This is a genomic window from Rhodanobacter sp. C01, from assembly GCF_002001045.1.
Classification (GTDB): Bacteria; Pseudomonadota; Gammaproteobacteria; order Xanthomonadales; family Rhodanobacteraceae; genus Rhodanobacter.
Genome location: NZ_MUNR01000005.1, coordinates 237185 through 253764, shown reverse-complemented (window position 1 = coordinate 253764; position 16580 = coordinate 237185). Strand labels below are relative to the sequence as shown.

Annotated in this window: 10 protein-coding genes; 3 read left to right on the top strand and 7 right to left on the bottom strand. The window is 60.5% G+C overall.

The features are described 5' to 3' along the window. Positions 1-7: 7 nt before the first annotated feature. From B0E50_RS02510 to B0E50_RS02480, 7 genes are all read right to left on the bottom strand, one after another. Positions 8-2533 (bottom strand): hypothetical protein, encoded by a 2526-nt coding sequence (locus tag B0E50_RS02510; protein WP_077439498.1) that lies wholly within the window; start codon positions 2531-2533, stop codon positions 8-10. A 321-nt stretch (positions 2534-2854) separates the two neighbouring features. Then, positions 2855-6310, bottom strand: coding sequence for a glycosyltransferase (locus B0E50_RS17815; RefSeq protein ID WP_168170792.1), 3456 nt, complete (start codon positions 6308-6310; stop codon positions 2855-2857). Positions 6311-6686: 376 nt separating this feature from the next. Continuing rightward, positions 6687-8096 carry an ABC transporter ATP-binding protein gene (locus B0E50_RS02500; RefSeq protein WP_077439497.1) on the bottom strand — a complete coding sequence of 470 codons (1410 nt, stop codon included), beginning with the start codon at positions 8094-8096 and terminating at the stop codon, positions 6687-6689. Continuing rightward, a complete protein-coding gene (locus tag B0E50_RS02495) occupies positions 8086-8904 on the bottom strand; it encodes an ABC transporter permease (RefSeq protein WP_077439496.1) in 819 nt (272 codons plus the stop codon). Before B0E50_RS02495 ends, B0E50_RS02500 begins: the two co-directional genes overlap by 11 nt. A 35-nt stretch (positions 8905-8939) precedes the next feature. After that, on the bottom strand, positions 8940-10106 hold the full coding sequence (locus tag B0E50_RS02490; RefSeq protein ID WP_077439553.1) for a PLP-dependent aspartate aminotransferase family protein: 1167 nt from the start codon (positions 10104-10106) through the stop codon (positions 8940-8942). A 231-nt stretch (positions 10107-10337) separates the two neighbouring features. After that, the gene (locus tag B0E50_RS02485) at positions 10338-11438 is read right to left on the bottom strand and encodes an acyltransferase (RefSeq protein WP_168170791.1); all 1101 of its coding nucleotides are present in this window, start codon (positions 11436-11438) and stop codon (positions 10338-10340) included. A gap of 52 nt (positions 11439-11490) precedes the next feature. Continuing rightward, complete coding sequence (locus B0E50_RS02480) at positions 11491-13203, bottom strand: DUF6311 domain-containing protein (RefSeq protein ID WP_077439494.1); 1713 nt, start codon at positions 13201-13203, stop codon at positions 11491-11493. A 274-nt stretch (positions 13204-13477) separates the two neighbouring features. On the opposite strand from B0E50_RS02480, the gene B0E50_RS02475 reads away from it, so the two are divergent. Genes B0E50_RS02475 through B0E50_RS02465 form a run of 3 tightly spaced genes read left to right on the top strand, consistent with a single transcriptional unit; the run spans position 13478 to position 16537 of the window. After that, positions 13478-14977, top strand: coding sequence for a glycosyltransferase (locus B0E50_RS02475; protein ID WP_139350724.1), 1500 nt, complete (start codon positions 13478-13480; stop codon positions 14975-14977). Then, entirely contained in the window at positions 14974-16278 is a 1305-nt protein-coding gene (locus B0E50_RS02470) for a glycosyltransferase (protein ID WP_077439492.1), read from the top strand. Before B0E50_RS02475 ends, B0E50_RS02470 begins: the two co-directional genes overlap by 4 nt. Continuing rightward, complete coding sequence (locus tag B0E50_RS02465; RefSeq protein ID WP_139350723.1) at positions 16262-16537, top strand: hypothetical protein; 276 nt, start codon at positions 16262-16264, stop codon at positions 16535-16537. The genes B0E50_RS02470 and B0E50_RS02465 overlap by 17 nt, the downstream gene beginning before the upstream one ends. Positions 16538-16580 lie beyond the last annotated feature (43 nt).

Sequence of the window (16580 nt, the reverse complement as noted above, 5' to 3'; positions counted from 1 at the left end):
TTCGACGTCAGCCCGGGCCTGGTTCGGCGGAGGCCCGGGAGGAACGGCCGCGCCACGTGACGATTGAAGCCGCCAGCAAAAGAATCAGCAGCGTCAGCAATGAAATCCATTTTCCGTATTGTATGGAATACGGCATGTATCTGAACTTGATACTGGCGCCGGCATTCACCTTGACCGCAGGGAGGCCGCCAAGATAATTCGCTGGCTGGACCACTCGCCCATCCAAGGTCACCCGCCAACCGCGCACGATATTCATTGGCACCACCACATACCCTGCTCGCGTCCCACTGTATTCCAGATCGAAATCATGGCTTTTCAGGTTGCGCACGACAACGCTCGATGAGCTTCCACGATCAGGCCACTGATCCAGCCTCTCGACGAAATAGGGCCCCGAGGGTACCTCGGTATTCTCAAGCAGCTGGATGCCGTGGTTCGACGCTATGGTGACAAACGGACCGATACTCGATCGCAACCTGGAAAGCTGCATATCCAGACAGCCCGGCATGGCGTTGCCGTCAATCACCAGGGAGCAATTGGTGGCGTCGGCCGGCTTGTACCATGCTGTCAGTTTGTTTTGGCCGCCATCCGAATAATTCAGCGTGAAGCTGTACTTGCCGGGAGCCAGGTCCAGCGGCACAGGCAATTGAAACGACGCCATCATGTTGTCGCGGATCGATGACGCATCCAGCGCAACACGTGCCAGCGGCGCAGGGAAGTTGTCTCTATAGAGCTGCAACGCCACCTGACCTTTCAGACCGGATTCGCCGTATGTGGCCAGACGAACGGTCACGACAACTAGACGATAGTCGTGGTCAAGCGAAAATTTCTGTGTCACCGAATGATCAGGCAACGGCGGTATCGGCTGATTGGGAGGCAGTGCGCTGGCGTCTCCCTGGAAAACCGGAGTCAGGCTGTCGTAAGACAGGCCGGAATCCCCCATTGCATAGCGAATGCCCAAAGCAGCCATCATCGGGCTGGCCAGATGAAATCCTTCAGCCTCGATCGCGGTGGCCGTGGGCGTTGTGAACGGGTGGTCTGCAAGCTGGGCAAGATTGGCCACCATGAACGGGCTGTTGAAGCCGTGCGCCAACCATTCGTGTATCCCATAGGCACCCAGCGTTCCCGAAACCAGAAAATTGTTGTCCGCCACCACGCTCTGGAATGGGCCGATGTGGTCCTGGACATACGTGATCAGCTTGTCGCGAGGATAGAAATAACTGTCGGCAATGGGTCCGTTGAATTGCCTGAAAAGCGAGCCGGTATCGAGCACCTGGCAGCCAGTGAGCACCAGCATGGCGCCGACAAACAAGGCGCGAGAGTTGACGCGCCGGCGCCATTCATCCAGCGCATACGCGGCAGCGGCGGCCAACGACATGTCCAGGAGAATGATCGCCCGCGACCAGGCGTTGTTCGACAAGCCTGGCACCCATGCGAGATATCCGTCCGGGATGATTTCGAAGACCAGCGTCAGTCCGATCAGACCCAACAGCAGCGGAAACAGGCCCATCACCGGCACACGCAACCTTCGTACGATGACGATAAGCCAACCCGTGATGCCTGCCAGCAACACGACCACGCCGACATACATCGTCGACTCGACGTGCGGTTCCGATCTGGCAAAATGTGGCAGCAGGTAATGAAGGTCACCAAACAACTGCAGGGGACTGCCGCCGTGTCTCAGGGAAATATCCTGGTCCGAAAGCCAGCGGGCGAAGCTCAGCAGCGGCACGGCGCATAAGCCTGCGCTGGCGACCAGGGCAAGCACGAACCCGGCGATACGCATTTGCCAACGGGATCTGGAGTCCTTGAACATCAGGCACAGGAGATACAGCACTACCGCACCGAAACCCAGCAAGCTGACGAACGGGAATCCGCCAAGGATCAGCAGCGCGCTGAAAACGACCATGCCCAGAAACTGCTTGTATCGAGGGTTTTCCCACCAGCAGTCCACTGCCCAGAGCAGCCAGGCGATCCACATGGAGGTCATCGTGTGGGGCCAGTACAGCCACGCGGCATGAAAGCCGCACAGCATGAGGGCCAGCCCCCCGAGGAGAGCGGGCAAGCTGGAAAGACGGCGGCGTAGCCAGAAAAATCCACCCCATCCGAGCACGGTCAGATTGAAGAGCGTGGCCAGATAAAAACCCAGGGGCGGACTCGGACTGGCCGCAAAAATGGCAAAGGCCGGCGTCAGTTCCGAATAAACAAGATTCTGCATGCCCCGCTGCCCTCCTTTGGGCACCGGGTCCCAGATCGGCAGACTGCCGGCACGGAGCACCTCGCGCGCATGCAGCCAGCTGGGCAGCAACCAGTCGAGAACGTCCGATCGCTCCATGTTGCGAACGGGCACAGGAGGAACATCATCGATCCACGCGCCCTGGCTGGCCAGCAGATCGAATGGTCCCACCGTCTGATGGGCGAAAGGATTGGCACCAAGCACCGCCACCGCGACCGCGAAGCAGGCCATCATCGGCAGCAGTGTCATCCATAACCTGCCGCGCGCAGCTGCCACAACTTTCCCCGTGCTGACCTTCATAAAGCCCCTGTCTCCATTCCCTGCCCCTGCGCCATGAGAGATTGTCCCCGTGATTCATGCCGCGACCGGGGCAAGCTGTCATGGCAAACAGTCGCTAGCTTGTCATACTAGAGCGCCAGACGACCAGCGCGACGGAACATCCCCATGCGAGCGAGCAAAGTCGCGGGATGACGATCGAGACTGGCGGCCCCTTCACCGTGTCACGTGCTTGTGTCCACGGAACGGAGGCGCGTGATGAAGCGCGCGACAGAAATGGCCGCGGCCCAGACAGGTGATTCTCACGCCATGTTTGCACGAGACGTGCGGCGAGGTGCTACAGACTCAACGTTCCGTGCGGGGAGGGAAAGCCAGCTCGAATGGTGCACCGGTCAACGTAAGGTTGGGACTGTAGGCCGGATCCGTGGTGAGTTCATCGCCCCATATCGTTCGCATGCGCTCGACCTCCCCGGCAAACCTGGCCTGTTTCTCGGGCGAGTCCTCGTAACCCCGGGTGGCCGACTCATGGTGGTACAACTCGGCAAAGGGAGTCCACAGATTGCGGTAACCGAGTCGACGCACGCGCAGGCAGAAGTCGACATCGTTGAAGGCGACGCGAAGCGACTCGTTCAAGCCACCGGCTTCCTCGAACACCGAGCGCCGGATCATCAGGCAGGCAGCCGTCACCGCACTCAGACTCTGGGCGATTCGAGCCCGTCCCATCTGACCGTTATAACCGCGCGGACGATCGCAGTAGGAGTGGCTGGCCACGCCCCCCACTCCCAGCACCACGCCAGCATGCTGGATCCGGTTGCTGGGGTAGTAGAGCATGGCACCCACCGCACCGATCGCGGGGCGCATGGCGTGCCCGGCCATCTCCAGCAGCCAGTCCGGCGAGATCACCTCGATGTCGTTGTTGACAAGAGCCACCAGCTCTCCGGAGGTCTGCCGCACTGCAAAATTGTTGAGCGCCGAATAGTTGAACGGCAAGTCGTATGGAAGCACCCGGACCCGCGGGTCGGCGACAACCTGCGCGAGGTACTCCAGCGTCTCCGACTCGCACGACTGGTTGTCGACGATCACGACTTCGTAGTTTTCGTAGCGGGTCAGTGACAGGATGGAATCGACGCAGCGCTTGAGCAGATGCAGCCCGTCACGGGTGGGAATGATCAGGCTCACCTTCGGCTGCGGCGTTGGCAGCGCGTACCGGATATGCAGATGCCCGTGACCGGCGTCACCCTCTTTCACCGAGGCCTCCACCCCGATGCGCTGAAGATGTTCCTCGATCGATCTGATACCCGCCCCGCGGGCATAGCTTTTCTGATCCACACCTACCGCGGTCGAGCCTGGAATCGCTCGCCAGTGATAGAGCACATGCGGCACATGGCCGATCTCCTCCGGCCCCAACCGCTCGATGCAGCGCAGGGCCAGATCCCAGTCCTGGCTACCTTCGTAACCCAGGCGAAAACCACCGACATCGAGCACGAGTTGGCGCTGATAGACCCCAAGGTGACTGATGCAGTTCTGCGAAAGCAGCAGGTCGTAATTCCACTCGGGCTTCATGTAGGGGTCGTAGCGTCGCCCCTGCGCGTCGATCTTGTCCTCATCGGTGTAGATCAGCTTGCGCGAGGGGTGCGCCTGCAGCGACTTCACCACCTCGAACAACGCCAGCGGATGCAGCTCGTCGTCATGATCGAGCAGCGCGATGAACTCGCCACCGGCCAGGTCCAGCGCGCTGTTGGATGTCGCCGAGATATGGCCATTCACCGGTCGGTGTACGACCCGGATACGCTGGTCGGCAGCGGCGTACTCGTCCAGGATATGCGACACGTGCGGCATCGTCGAAGCATCGTTGGCCAGGCATAGCTCCCAGTACGGATAAGCCTGCGCCTGCACGCTCTCGATGCAGCGTCGCAGCCATTTCCGGGGGCTGTTGTAAACCGGCACCAGCACCGAAACCACGGGCTTGTGCTCCCAGTCGGCCACTTCGTGACGCGCCCGCTCGATGTCCTCTGGCGCCACCACATCATACTTGCGCAACCACTGGACGTAAGAGTTCGTCTCATACTCCGGCGTTGTGTAGGTCTGGTAGAACCAGTGTCCGAACCCGCGGCTGCCGGAGGCACGCAGCCGCTGGACAATTTTTCTCCAGCCGGACGGCTTGCCGGGCACCGGCCGCGCAAAGGCGATCCCCTTCAGTAGTATCCACGCCGCGCGGATCTTGCTTATGCGTCGAATCTTCAGCCCATGCACGGAGATCTCGCCGGAGGACTCGGTAGGATCGAACCGCAGGCCAAGGAGGGTATGGGAAAAACAGACCGCTCCACGATGGCGTGATTTTCCCTGTCGAATGAAGGGCAATACCAGCCCTTGCGGGTCACGAGGTACCCCCGGTCCGTAATCCGGGTACAAGCGCGCCTCGACCGGCAGGCCCGTGTGCTGCTGCATATCCACAGTGGCCATGTACCAGCCTGCAGCCAAGGGCAGTTGGCTGCTGCCGCAAGCGAACGCGGGGTCGTTGCCTGTCACGCGCCAGCGGCCGTCCGCGTTATCCACCCGCTGCAGGTGCATGACCGGTGTGAGAGTGAAGCTGATCGGCAGGAAACGGCGGCGCAAACGCGGGATCAGGCCGCGGCGCAGCAGCAACTGCAGTGCCGCCCGCGACGACTCCGCCACAGCTGCCAATTCCGCCAGCCGCAGCCGGGTTTCATCCAGGTGGGCGATCAGCGCCGACGTCCGGGACCGCTCAGCGTGAAGCTGTGTTGTCATGCGGGACCGTTCAGCATCAAACTGCGAAGTCAGTTCTTGCTCCAACGCATCATGCTCGCCCGATTGCCGCGCCATCGCCTCGTGCAAGGCATCGAATTCCCGGCCAAGGCGCTGGACGTCAAACCACTCGATGTCGAGCCGAAGCAAGGCCCCCTCGGGAACCGTGCCCTCCGGCCAGGAAAAATGGATCTGCGGGTCGTCATTCATGCGAAGCAGCTGGATACCCGCCTGACTGGGGCTGGTCATCTCCCCCACGCCAAGGGGCAGGGACTGTTCCCGCTCATCGCGCCAATCCCAGACCACACGCTCCTTGTTGTCGACCACCACCAGCGAATGAATGATGCAGTAGCCGGCGCGGCTGACTGGATCAAGTCGATACTTTCCGGCACGACCGGCAAGCAGTGGCAAATCGATCTGGCCGCGTCCCCGGGGAACATCCTGCCTGATCACGCGCGCCTCTGAGAAATCCTGATTCGACGCACCGTAGTAGAGGGAGGCAAACACGCGCTCCGCCGGCACCCCGCCTGCCACGGAACCATGCTCCACATGAGCATGCACCGCCGCTTCCGCACCATACGCAAACAGGCCCAGGTTTTCGAGCACGCGGTCACACACCACAGACAGTGCCGACCAATCCCGGCTTGTCGTCGTCTGCGCCACCAGATGTCGACAAGCTGCGTCCAGCTCCGTTGCGAGCGATGGAAGCGTCACATCCGCATCATCCTCACGCTGGGTACGCAGGCCTTGATCGACGAAGGACTCCAATGCACGCAGTCTCTCGCCGGGGGCCACCGGCCAGCCAAGCGAGAGATCCATGCTGACTCGATCGAGAGCAGCGAGCGGGTCGCTCAACAGTTGCTCATACCGGATCATGCTACGCGGCATTTTGCGGGTGCTCAGCTCGGCCTCGGCCAGATGCTGCATCCAGCTCAGCACACCAGCTGGCTCACTCAATCCATGACCACGAGCTATCGAACGAGCCACTTCAAGAGGTGCCCGGCTCACGAACACTGCATTGACGGTGATGCCCATGCCGGACAACACCTCGATCCATAGCGGCGCCAGTCGGCACATCCGCGGATCCTTCAGCCCCCACAGCGGTACGCCGGAAAAATCCCGACGCACGAAGGTCTCGATCTCGCTGCGCGCGTTGTTGGCCGCGTCGCTCTGCAACCAGTCCTTGGGCAGTGGGTCAAGACACCACCAGAGCATGTCGAAAGATGCCAGCAGCGCATCGTTGATGCGCACCGCTTCGGCGTGCTCCCAATAGCCTTTTGCATTTCCCTCGTCGGGGGTCAGCAAATGCGAACCGACATCCATGCCCACCAAATTGAGACAGCGCGTGATCGCCGAGGTGCCACTGCGATGCATGCCAAGAATCAACAGGCAGCGCGAGGGGGCCATTGGGTCAACCGTCATTCTCGACACTCCGTTCTTTCATTCCACTCAACCGGATCTTGACCGAATCTACCAAGTCGATGAATCCAGTGGATAGCCGATCCGTACGCGGCATGACCTTGAACATCAGCGCATCGATGCGCCGATCGAGGTAGGTCTCCTCTTCACCCACACGCCCCTGCACCCCAGCATTCATGAAGTAGGCGCCGGGAGCCAGACGGCAATCGAATTCGAAACTCACCTTGAATTGCGCACCCTGCTCAACCCAGATGATCGTTTGCTCGGTCCTTGCGCTGACTGCACCTGCAAGCTCGACTCCCGTGAGTGTCTTGATAAGCATGCCGAAACGAACACACGGGACGCCACGCACGAACTGCACGGCATAAGCATAGATATAGCGCTCGCCAGCGTTGAGCACGTTCACCCGTTTGCCCGCCATGGTCATGATATGTGGATCTTCGATCCGCGCCCCCTGACTGGTATACGTCAGTTCGTTGTCCGAGCGAAGGTGCTCGTCAAAATAGGCATCCATATAGGCCGCGTGCGCGGTCATCGAAGCGTCTATCACCGCCTCCTCCGCGACCGCCGGCGATGCATCCTGCGCTACAGGCTCCTCGACCTGTCGAGGCAGATTTTTCTCCCGCCGCATCTGTTCGCGCAGCTCCTGCACGCGATCTTCCGGTGCATAGAGCATCCGCTGATAACGCGAGATGACGGCTTTCGGAGTGCCGTCGGCCAACATTTCCCCGCCATCCAGAAGGATCGCCCTGTCACACAGTTCGATAACGGTACTGGCTGCATGCGATACAAAAAGAATCGTGCAGCCGCTTTGACGCAGCCTCTCGATGCGTGCAAAACACTTGCGCTGGAAAGCCTCGTCACCCACAGACAACGCTTCATCGACGACCAGCAGGTCGGGCTCAACATGAATCGCGACCGCGAACGCCAAACGTACATACATGCCGCTGGAGTAGGTCTTGACCGGACGATCGATGAAATCGCCGATATTGGCAAACGCCAGAATCTCCTCCAGTCGGTCTGCGATGGCTGCATGGGTCAGGCCCAACACCGTGCCGTTCATGAACACGTTCTCGCGTCCTGTGAACTCCGGATTGAATCCCGCCCCGAGCTCAAGCAACGCGGCCACCCGTCCACGCACCTGGACCTCGCCACGCGATGGCGCCAGCGTCCCGCAGATGATCTGCAGCAGGGTCGATTTGCCGGATCCGTTACGACCCACGATGCCAACGGTCTCGCCCCGCTCGATGCAAAAATCGATACCGCGCAGGGCCTCGAATTCGCGATACCAGCGTTGCCTCTTGTGGCGACTCAGCATCTGGAAAAGGCGATGATGAGGCTTGTCGTATACGGGAAAACTCTTGTACAGATCCCGTACTTCGATGAGCGGCTCAGAGGACATCGGCAAACCCTCGCTGGGTCGCCATGAACCACGCATGCCCCAGCCACGCGACCAGCAGGCCAGCCAGGGTAGCCAGCACCAGTCCGCTCCAGTCAGGCGCCGTGCCGGCAAGAACCACCAAACGCGCCTGGTCAATAAAGAAAGTCAGCGGATTGAGATGAAAGAGCCTTTGCATCGAAGGCGAAAGGGCACTGACAGGAATGACTGCCGACGAAAGAAAAAGCAACGCAGTAGCCACCACCGGCATGACCTGGCTGATATCGCGAAAGTAGACGCCGAGTGACGCCAGCACCCACGACACACCCAGTATGATCAGGATGAAGGGGATGAAAACAAGTGGAAGCAGCAGCAGCGAAATGTGCAGATGGTGTTCGAGCACCAGCATCAGCAATACCAAAACCACAATATTCATCATGGCGTGAAACAGGGCCGAGAGCAGCATCGGCCAAGGCAGCACATCCAAGGGAAAGACTACGCGTTTGACGAAATTCGGATTGGCAACGATCAGCGTGGGAGCACGATTGAGGCACTCGGCCAAGAAACCATGCAGGATCAAGCCGACGAAAAGAATCACCGTATACGGGTGGCCGCCACCCGCTTCTGGCGGCCAGCGGCTCTTCATTACGGTCCCGAAAGCGAAGGCATACACCCCGAGCATCATGAACGGACTGATGACCGACCATGCCATGCCGAAACTTGCTCCGCGGTAACGCCCCAGAACCTCTCGCTTGCTCAACTCCCAAGTCAGGGATCTATGCCGCATGAGTGCGGCAAACGGCCCCTCCCAACGCCGCCGATCCTGCAGCATCGTGACACCGCTGCGTCCCGGCCGTGAGGTTGAACTCATTGCAGTGCCGCCTCGAGTTCGGTGCGCAAATCAATCAAGTCCTCCACGCCAACTGACAACCGGATCAGGCCATCGCTGATACCCAGTCGCTTGCGGTTGGCGGCTGGTACAGAGGCGTGAGTCATGATCGCAGGATGCTCGATCAAACTCTCGACGCCACCAAGCGATTCGGCCAGCGCAAACAACTCGCAGCGCTCCAGCATGCGTTTTGCCTTCTTCAGCCCGCCCTTCACCTCGATCGTGATGATGCCGCCAAAGCCATGCATCTGGCGCCTGGCCAGGGCGTGCTGCGGATGGCTCTTCAGGCCCGGATAGATCACCTGTTCGACCGCCGGGTGCCTCTTCAGCCATTTCGCCAGTTCCAGCGCGCTCTCGCAGTGCGCCTTCATGCGCAGATGCAGGGTCTTCAGGCCACGCATGGCGAGGAACGAATCGAACGGGCCGGCCACCGCACCTACCGAGTTCTGCAGGAATCCCATCGACTCGGCCAGCTCGCTGCTGCCGGCGACCACGATGCCCCCCACCATGTCCGAATGACCATTGAGGTACTTGGTGGCCGAATGGAGCACCAGATCCGCGCCGTATTCCAGCGGCCGCTGGATCATCGGTGAGCAGAAGGTATTGTCGACCACCAGGATCAGGCCATGCTTCTTGGCGAACGCGGCGACTTTGGCCAGGTCGACCAGCTTGAGCATCGGATTGGTCGGCGTCTCGGCCCAGATCATCCGCGTGTTTGGCTTGAGTGCCGCTTTCATCGCTTGAGTGTCGTTCAGGTCAACGAAGCTGAAGTCCAGCCCCGCCGAACGCCGGCGCACCCTTTCAAACAGGCGATAGGTGCCGCCGTAGAGATCGTCCATCGCAATGACATGACTACCTGAATCGAGCAGGTCCAGCACCGTCGCCGCCGCGGCCAGACCGGAGGCAAACGCGAAGCCCGCAACGCCGCCTTCCAAGTCGGCCACGCAACGCTCATAGGCCATGCGGGTCGGATTCTGTGTACGGGAGTATTCATACCCCTTGTGCTTGCCCGGACTCTCCTGCACATAGGTCGAAGTCGCATAGATCGGCGTCATGATCGCGCCGGTGCTCGGGTCGGGGGACTGGCCGGCATGGATGGCACGCGTGCCGAGGCCAGGCTTGTTCAAGCTGTTCTTTGTGGTCATCGAGTTCAGCCATGGGGGCCCGTACAGGATCGAGCCTGTCAGCAGCCGCATTGAAAGATCGTGCATTCTAGCCGTTTATCCGGCAGACCATGGCCGGCCGCGCCACAGCGTATGGACGAAATTCACATTGGCCGTGCCAGTCGAGCCGCCCGATTTCATGGAACGGGCCGGCTGGAACGAGACCTTGGTGCTTCCGACTGTCCGCCTGATGCTGCGTGATGCCGCTGATGCTCAAGTACCGGAAATGCCAACCGTTTCGGTGCCGGCCCCACTTACCGGAGCATTCCGGCGTCTGAAGGATGCCAGGCAGGGCTGCTCCACCCAGTGCCAGGAAAGCGCTGCCAGAATCACCGTGACAGGCACTGCAATCACCAGGCTGAGATAGCTGTTCATCGCGGGATAGAGGCTCGACACCGCCTGCTGCACCACGAATCCGTACAGATAGATACCGTAGGAATAATCATGCTTCGGTGCCAGCCGGTGCAGCATCTTCGCCGAACCCAGCCATAGCAACCCGTAGATGAAGGCCGGGTAGAAAAATACGGGGTCGAACCGCGAATGGCGTAAAGCCAGATAAACCGTCAGCAACGCAACCACTGGCTTCCAGTCGAGCAGGACATGGTCACGAAAGGCGTACAGCAGCATGCCAAGCAGGAAAAACGGCACCGGGTAGAAAGAGTAGGCCAATGGCAGCACAAAGAACGAGCCTAGCGGCAAATATTTCGGCGGATGGTTGGCAAACATCGCGAACACCAAGCCCACCAACACCACGACGATGACTGTCCGGCGTCTGGACCCGATGCATCCAAGCAGCCCGGCGACGAGCACGATCACGTAGCATTTCAACTCCACAGGCAAAGTCCAGACCGTCGCGTTCACCAGCGACTTGAGATGATTCTCTGCGAAGAGCTGCGGCAACGGGCCACCTACAGGATCGATCAGCAAAGCGTTGTGGAACAGCCAGTGGAGTATTTGTGCATCGGAAAAATAGACGAGCACCGGCGACCGCGAAAAGATAGGCCCGACCACGAATGCGATGAAGGCTGCACAGACCATCGCGCCCGGCCAGATACGCAACACGCGCAGACCGATGAACCGGAAGATCGATGGCTGATTTACAAAGCTTGCCGAAACCAGCATGCCACTAACCATGAAAAAGGCGTAAACCGCCAGACTGCCGAACGACTCGAGATGACTGAAGCGCAGCATGGATTCCATCTCGCCGCCCTGGATTCCATAGGAATGCCCGAGCATGACCATCAGCGCAGCCGTGAGCCGAATCAGGTCGAAATTGTTGTTGCCGCGTACAAGCGTTTCCGAGAGTCGTTTCATGCGTTTCTTCGGCAAAAATGGCACAGCGACCATGCGGAGGGAATGTCAGCCACTAATTTGCGCACGGCACACGGGGTATCGCACGCAGAGTCAGTGGAGGATCTGGAACCACCAGTCGCAGACCGTCAACGACACCGTACCATTGCGTGGAATCACGAACGCAGACAAGCGTGGCCCACAGTGGATCATCGGCCACCACGTAGAACGTAGAAGGTTCCGCCTGCCCGTGCATCAACAGCTCGATCCGTGCACTTCTAGCCAACGCGAGGCGCGTAGTGTCCTCGCGCGCGAGATAGGCGACATTGATGGTCAATCGATGAGTGGCCGCATAATTCGCGACACGGCGATAGCTTTTCACAAAGCTGAGCATCCCTGCCTGCACGTTGGCCGGTTGCAGGTAAGCCACGTGCCGATACCCTGCCGCAAGCTCGTTCCACAACGGTGAACCCATGTCGGACATTCCCTGGGCTGCCGTGGTGGCATGCCTGATATTCACCGCTGCCCTGGAGAGATCGCCCAACTGGATCAATACGCACAGCAACAGAACCCAGCGAGCGTGGCGCACGCCCAATCCACGTATCAGCATGAACAGAGTGCCGATCAGCAGGAGATACCACATCGGCCACATTATCCGCGCCGCGCCGCGAAACACGCCATAGACATGATCCAGCCAGTCCGGCAGCGGATAAGCAAACAGCAGCTTCTGCGCGAAGTACACGCGGTTTCCCAACGCATAGATGAAAAGGACAAGGCAGACGCCGGTCAGAACAATCCATGACAAAGCTGGGATTGAGCCGCCCGGGATCTTGGCGGGGGTACGCCACCTGCTCACCAGCAAGGAAACCAGCGCGACGGGAAGCAACAGCAGGAAGCCCAGTCCAAAATATCCGAAGCCGTCATACGCGAGGATGTCCATATTTTGGTACGTCGCAGGCACGAACCAGGACCATTCGCCCGCCAGTACGCTGCCTGTCCAGAATGGAAACCAGAGATCCAGATGCGTGCGAATGGGTATGGTTGACGTCGACGCCGGCACGAAGTACCCCACCGCCCACATCAGCAGCATTACCAGGATCACGGCCATAGCCGTGTGCATGAAAAGCTGCAAACGGCCACATTCCCTACGCCACCCTCGTTGTATCAGATCCGCCGTCCACAGTGCCGCCAGCATGATGAAGAGGTAGGCATGCACCAAAACCGCCAGACATAGCAGCGACAACCAGGCTCGCGCGCGAAAGTCCCTGCCCAGAACCAGATAAAAGCCGGCAAGCAGCAGCCACTGGGCAGCCAGCGCCGGATGCAGATAGACGCGAACCAGGAAGATCGACGCGGTCAGGAAGAACACCGTTCCGGCCAGCTGGATCACCGGGTCATTGGTGAACCTCTGCATCAGCTTGCAGGCGAACCACCCCTGCAACAGAAAGCAGGCCATACCCCATAGCCCAAGGTACTGGAAGTTCTGATGCAGCCATGGCGACAAGGGCTTGAGTGCCAGTGCCATCAGGGGAATGCTGTCGGATAGCACGATGGTCCCTGGCGCATCGCTGCCATACGCGGGGTTTGCACCCAACGGCCATTGCCACCAGGACCCGAGGCGAAAGAATTGCCAGGCAAGGTATTGCGACTGCGTATCGATGCCGGACATCACCCAGCCGATATGCCCAGGTGCCAGCGTGTACGCGCCGGCCCATACCCAGAAAGCCAGCAACCCACATAGCAGGGCAAGCAGGAGTGTCCAGCGGATCGGCAGTTTCGACAGCATCATGGTTTGCCTTGCGACATCCTCAGGTGAAAGATTCTGTATGCGTGCAAACCCGGTCAAAACCGTCGATTCCACCGCCCGAACGCCCCGTTATCACCTCGCGCCCTAATATAACGATACGCGAAGCGCATCGGCTCTGCGGCTCGGCGGTGTGGCGATGGCGACCATTCCGGCCCGATTGGCGCCGCTGCTGTTGTTCCAGATACCGCCCTTTTGCGGCAACATGCAGCCTCTGAAGTCGTGGCCGTGACCGGCCACCGCGGTAGATCGGAACATCATGAAATTTCTGTTGTACGCCCAGATGGCACAGGACACCGTCGACAAGCAACTCGGGACGGCTGATTACAGCTACTTCTTCCTGCTGCGTGCCTTCGCCAACGTCTGCGCGACGCTTGGCGAGGTCATCCGCCTGCGCGAGGCCGCCGATGCCGACCCCATCCACGCACAATGCGTCGCGCGGAATGAACCCTGTGTCCTGCTCTCGTTCGCACCGCCGCACAAGACTCCACTCGGGCTGGCTTGCCCCACCGTGCCGGTATTCGCATGGGAGTACCCGGATATCCCCGAGCGGATCGAGGAGGCGAGCTGGATGGACGACCCGCGGCATGACTGGCGCAACGTGTTCGCCCTCACCGGGCGCGCCATCACCTTGTCCAGCCATACCGTGGATGCCGTCAAGCGCAGCATGGGGGAGCGCTTTCCGATCGTGGCGATACCCGCGCCGATCAGGTCGATCGCCTGGACGGCGGCGATGGGCCAATTGCCCGGTCCGTCGGAAGACCAGCTGCTCAGGGTCAGCGCAAGCGTTGCCGACAGCCGACGCATGGGCCTGGATGTCGCCGGCCTGATCTGCCTGGAGGAGGAAGACGGTACTGGCTTCGATCCCGCCGACGCACACATCCTGCCGATGCGCCCGTCCCTGGCGCAGAAGGCCGACGAATCCACTTCCACCAGTACGGTCATGACAACTGCACCGGACGAGCCGGAAAATGGTTCGGGCGAGTCGGCTCCGCTCGGATGCGGCTGGGACCTGCCTCCGGCGATACCGATCCGCATTCGACTACGTGGCCTGGTCTACACGGCGGTGCTGACTCCGACCGCCGGACGCAAGAACTGGGAAGATTTGATCACGGCATTCTGCTGGACTTTCCGCGACAACGAGAATGTCACCTTGATACTCAAGCTGGCCGGCACCGATCTGCAGCGCCATCATCATCAGCTGATGATGCTGCTGACCAAGCTGTCGCCACTCAAATGCCGGGTGATCGCCATCAACGGTTACCTGTCCGACGAGGACTATGCCGCCCTGGTAGGCGCTACCACGTATTACGTGAATACCTCGCTGTGCGAAGGCCTGTGCCTGCCACTGGTAGAGTTTCTGAGCGAGGGCGTCCCGGCCATCGCGCCCGACAACACCGCCATGGCCGATTACATCCGCGACGATCTCGCCTTCGTCGTAGCGAGCTATCCGGGCATTCCCACGGTCTGGCCGCACGGCGACAACGAAGTGAATCGCACCTCATATCACCAGCTGGACTGGGAGTCGCTCACTACCGCATTTCGCCGCAGTCATGAGGTCGCGCATCACGACCCAGCCCGCTATCGCCAGATGTCACGCCATGCCTGTGAAGCCATGCAGGCATATTGCGGACCCGAGATCGTGAAATCCGGGTTGCACGCCTTCCTGTGCCCGGGACTGCCCGTGTCCGGCCAGCAGCATGAAGTGCCTGTATCCGAAGTCGATCGTCCAGTGCACATGACATCGGCAACACCATGATACTGATCGTTCACACCAGTACAGCGGCAACACGGATCGCGCAGCAACTGGGCAGGCCGGAATACAGCTACCGCTTCGTTCTGGATGAGTTCCGGCCTCTGCTGGATGAGCTCGGCACCGTGATCGAGGTCGGCGAGCCGGAGCGCGAGGTGGACGTGATCCATGCTCGCTGCCGCCGCGATGGCGAGCCCTGTGTCTTCCTGTCCTTCATGCCACCCAACAAGACCCCGATCGGGCTGGCCTGCCCCACCATTCCGGTGTTTGCGTGGGAATACGAGGCGCTGCCCATAGAGGAATTCGGCGGCAAGCCACGCAACGACTGGACTCGCGTGCTGGCGAAACTGGGCCACGCACTCACCCATTCCAGTTTCACGGTGGAACGCACCCACGCAGCGCTAGGTGACGATTTTCCCATAGCGTGTGTGCCAGCCCCGTTGTGGGAGCGCATGCAGGAACTGCGAGGTCCGCGCAATGGACCGACCCGGCTGCATGTCGACGGCCTGGTAATTGACAGCCAGCGCATTGACCTGTCGGCATACCGCAAGAGCCTGCTGCTGGCTGCCGAACCCGACGTGCTGCCCTTGCCGGAAGTCCGGGACGTGGATCGCGGCGTGATCGCACTCGACGGCGTGGTCTACACCGCCATCTTCAATCCACACGATGCCCGCAAGAACTGGATGGAGATGATCAGCGGCTTCTGCGACGCCCTGCGCGACAAGTCTGACGCCACACTACTGATCAAACTGACCCATTACGATCCTGCCGACATCATCCCCACCTATCTGGAGCAGCTCTACAAGATGGGGCGCATGTCGTGCCGCGTGCTGCTGGTGCATGCTTACCTGCACAAGCCGGACTACAACGCCCTGCTGCGTGCTACGACCTACGCGGTCAACACGTCTCACGGCGAGGGGCAGTGCCTGCCGCTGATGGAATACATGTCGGCCGGCAAGCCGGCACTGGCTCCGCAACATACCTCGATGCGGGATTACGTGGACAGCGACGGCACCTTCGTGATCGACTCCAGCGTCGAACCGGGCACGTGGCCTCACGACCAGCGCCAGGCCTTTCGTACCCTGCGCCGGCGCATCCACTACCAGTCGGTGGTCGAGGCTTACCGGCGCAGCTATCACGTGGCCCGGCACGAACCACAGGTCTACGCAGCCATGGGCGATGCGGCGGCCGCGTCACTGCAGCGCTACTGCTCGATCGAAGTGGTGCGGCCACGACTGCACCGTTTCATCCATGACCGACTCGAAGCCAGCTCGCCAACGGGGCCCATGCATGCCCATCCCGCCTGAACACCGAGACCCGGGCAACGGATGTAACCGGGGCATCGTCGACACTTCCGTGATCCTGCCGGTCTGGTTGCTGTCCTTGCTGGTCACCAGGTTGATTGCGCTGCTGGCCGACCTGAACTATCGCTACCTTGAGCAGCCGCTGCGTGAACGTGGCCGGCACCTGGCCGAAAGTTTCGGGCGACGCTGGAAAACCTGGCAGCTACCTGTCGATACGCCTGCCTTGCTACCCTCACCCGGGCTGGCTGGCGAGGGGCGATAGAGTGTTGCGCATCCAGTCATCATGACCACCTGCGCAGAAGACA

Excerpts from the sequence above, each read along its gene's own strand:
- B0E50_RS02510 (WP_077439498.1), bottom strand. The coding sequence starts at position 2,533 with ATGAAGGTCAGCACGGGGAAAGTTGTGGCAGCTGCGCGCGGCAGGTTA.
- B0E50_RS17815 (WP_168170792.1), bottom strand. The coding sequence starts at position 6,310 with ATGGGCATCACCGTCAATGCAGTGTTCGTGAGCCGGGCACCTCTTGAA.
- B0E50_RS02500 (WP_077439497.1), bottom strand. The coding sequence starts at position 8,096 with ATGTCCTCTGAGCCGCTCATCGAAGTACGGGATCTGTACAAGAGTTTT.
- B0E50_RS02495 (WP_077439496.1), bottom strand. The coding sequence starts at position 8,904 with ATGCTGCAGGATCGGCGGCGTTGGGAGGGGCCGTTTGCCGCACTCATG.
- B0E50_RS02490 (WP_077439553.1), bottom strand. The coding sequence starts at position 10,106 with ATGACCACAAAGAACAGCTTGAACAAGCCTGGCCTCGGCACGCGTGCC.
- B0E50_RS02485 (WP_168170791.1), bottom strand. The coding sequence starts at position 11,438 with ATGAAACGACTCTCGGAAACGCTTGTACGCGGCAACAACAATTTCGAC.
- B0E50_RS02480 (WP_077439494.1), bottom strand. The coding sequence starts at position 13,203 with ATGATGCTGTCGAAACTGCCGATCCGCTGGACACTCCTGCTTGCCCTG.
- B0E50_RS02475 (WP_139350724.1), top strand. The coding sequence starts at position 13,478 with ATGAAATTTCTGTTGTACGCCCAGATGGCACAGGACACCGTCGACAAG.
- B0E50_RS02470 (WP_077439492.1), top strand. The coding sequence starts at position 14,974 with ATGATACTGATCGTTCACACCAGTACAGCGGCAACACGGATCGCGCAG.
- B0E50_RS02465 (WP_139350723.1), top strand. The coding sequence starts at position 16,262 with ATGCCCATCCCGCCTGAACACCGAGACCCGGGCAACGGATGTAACCGG.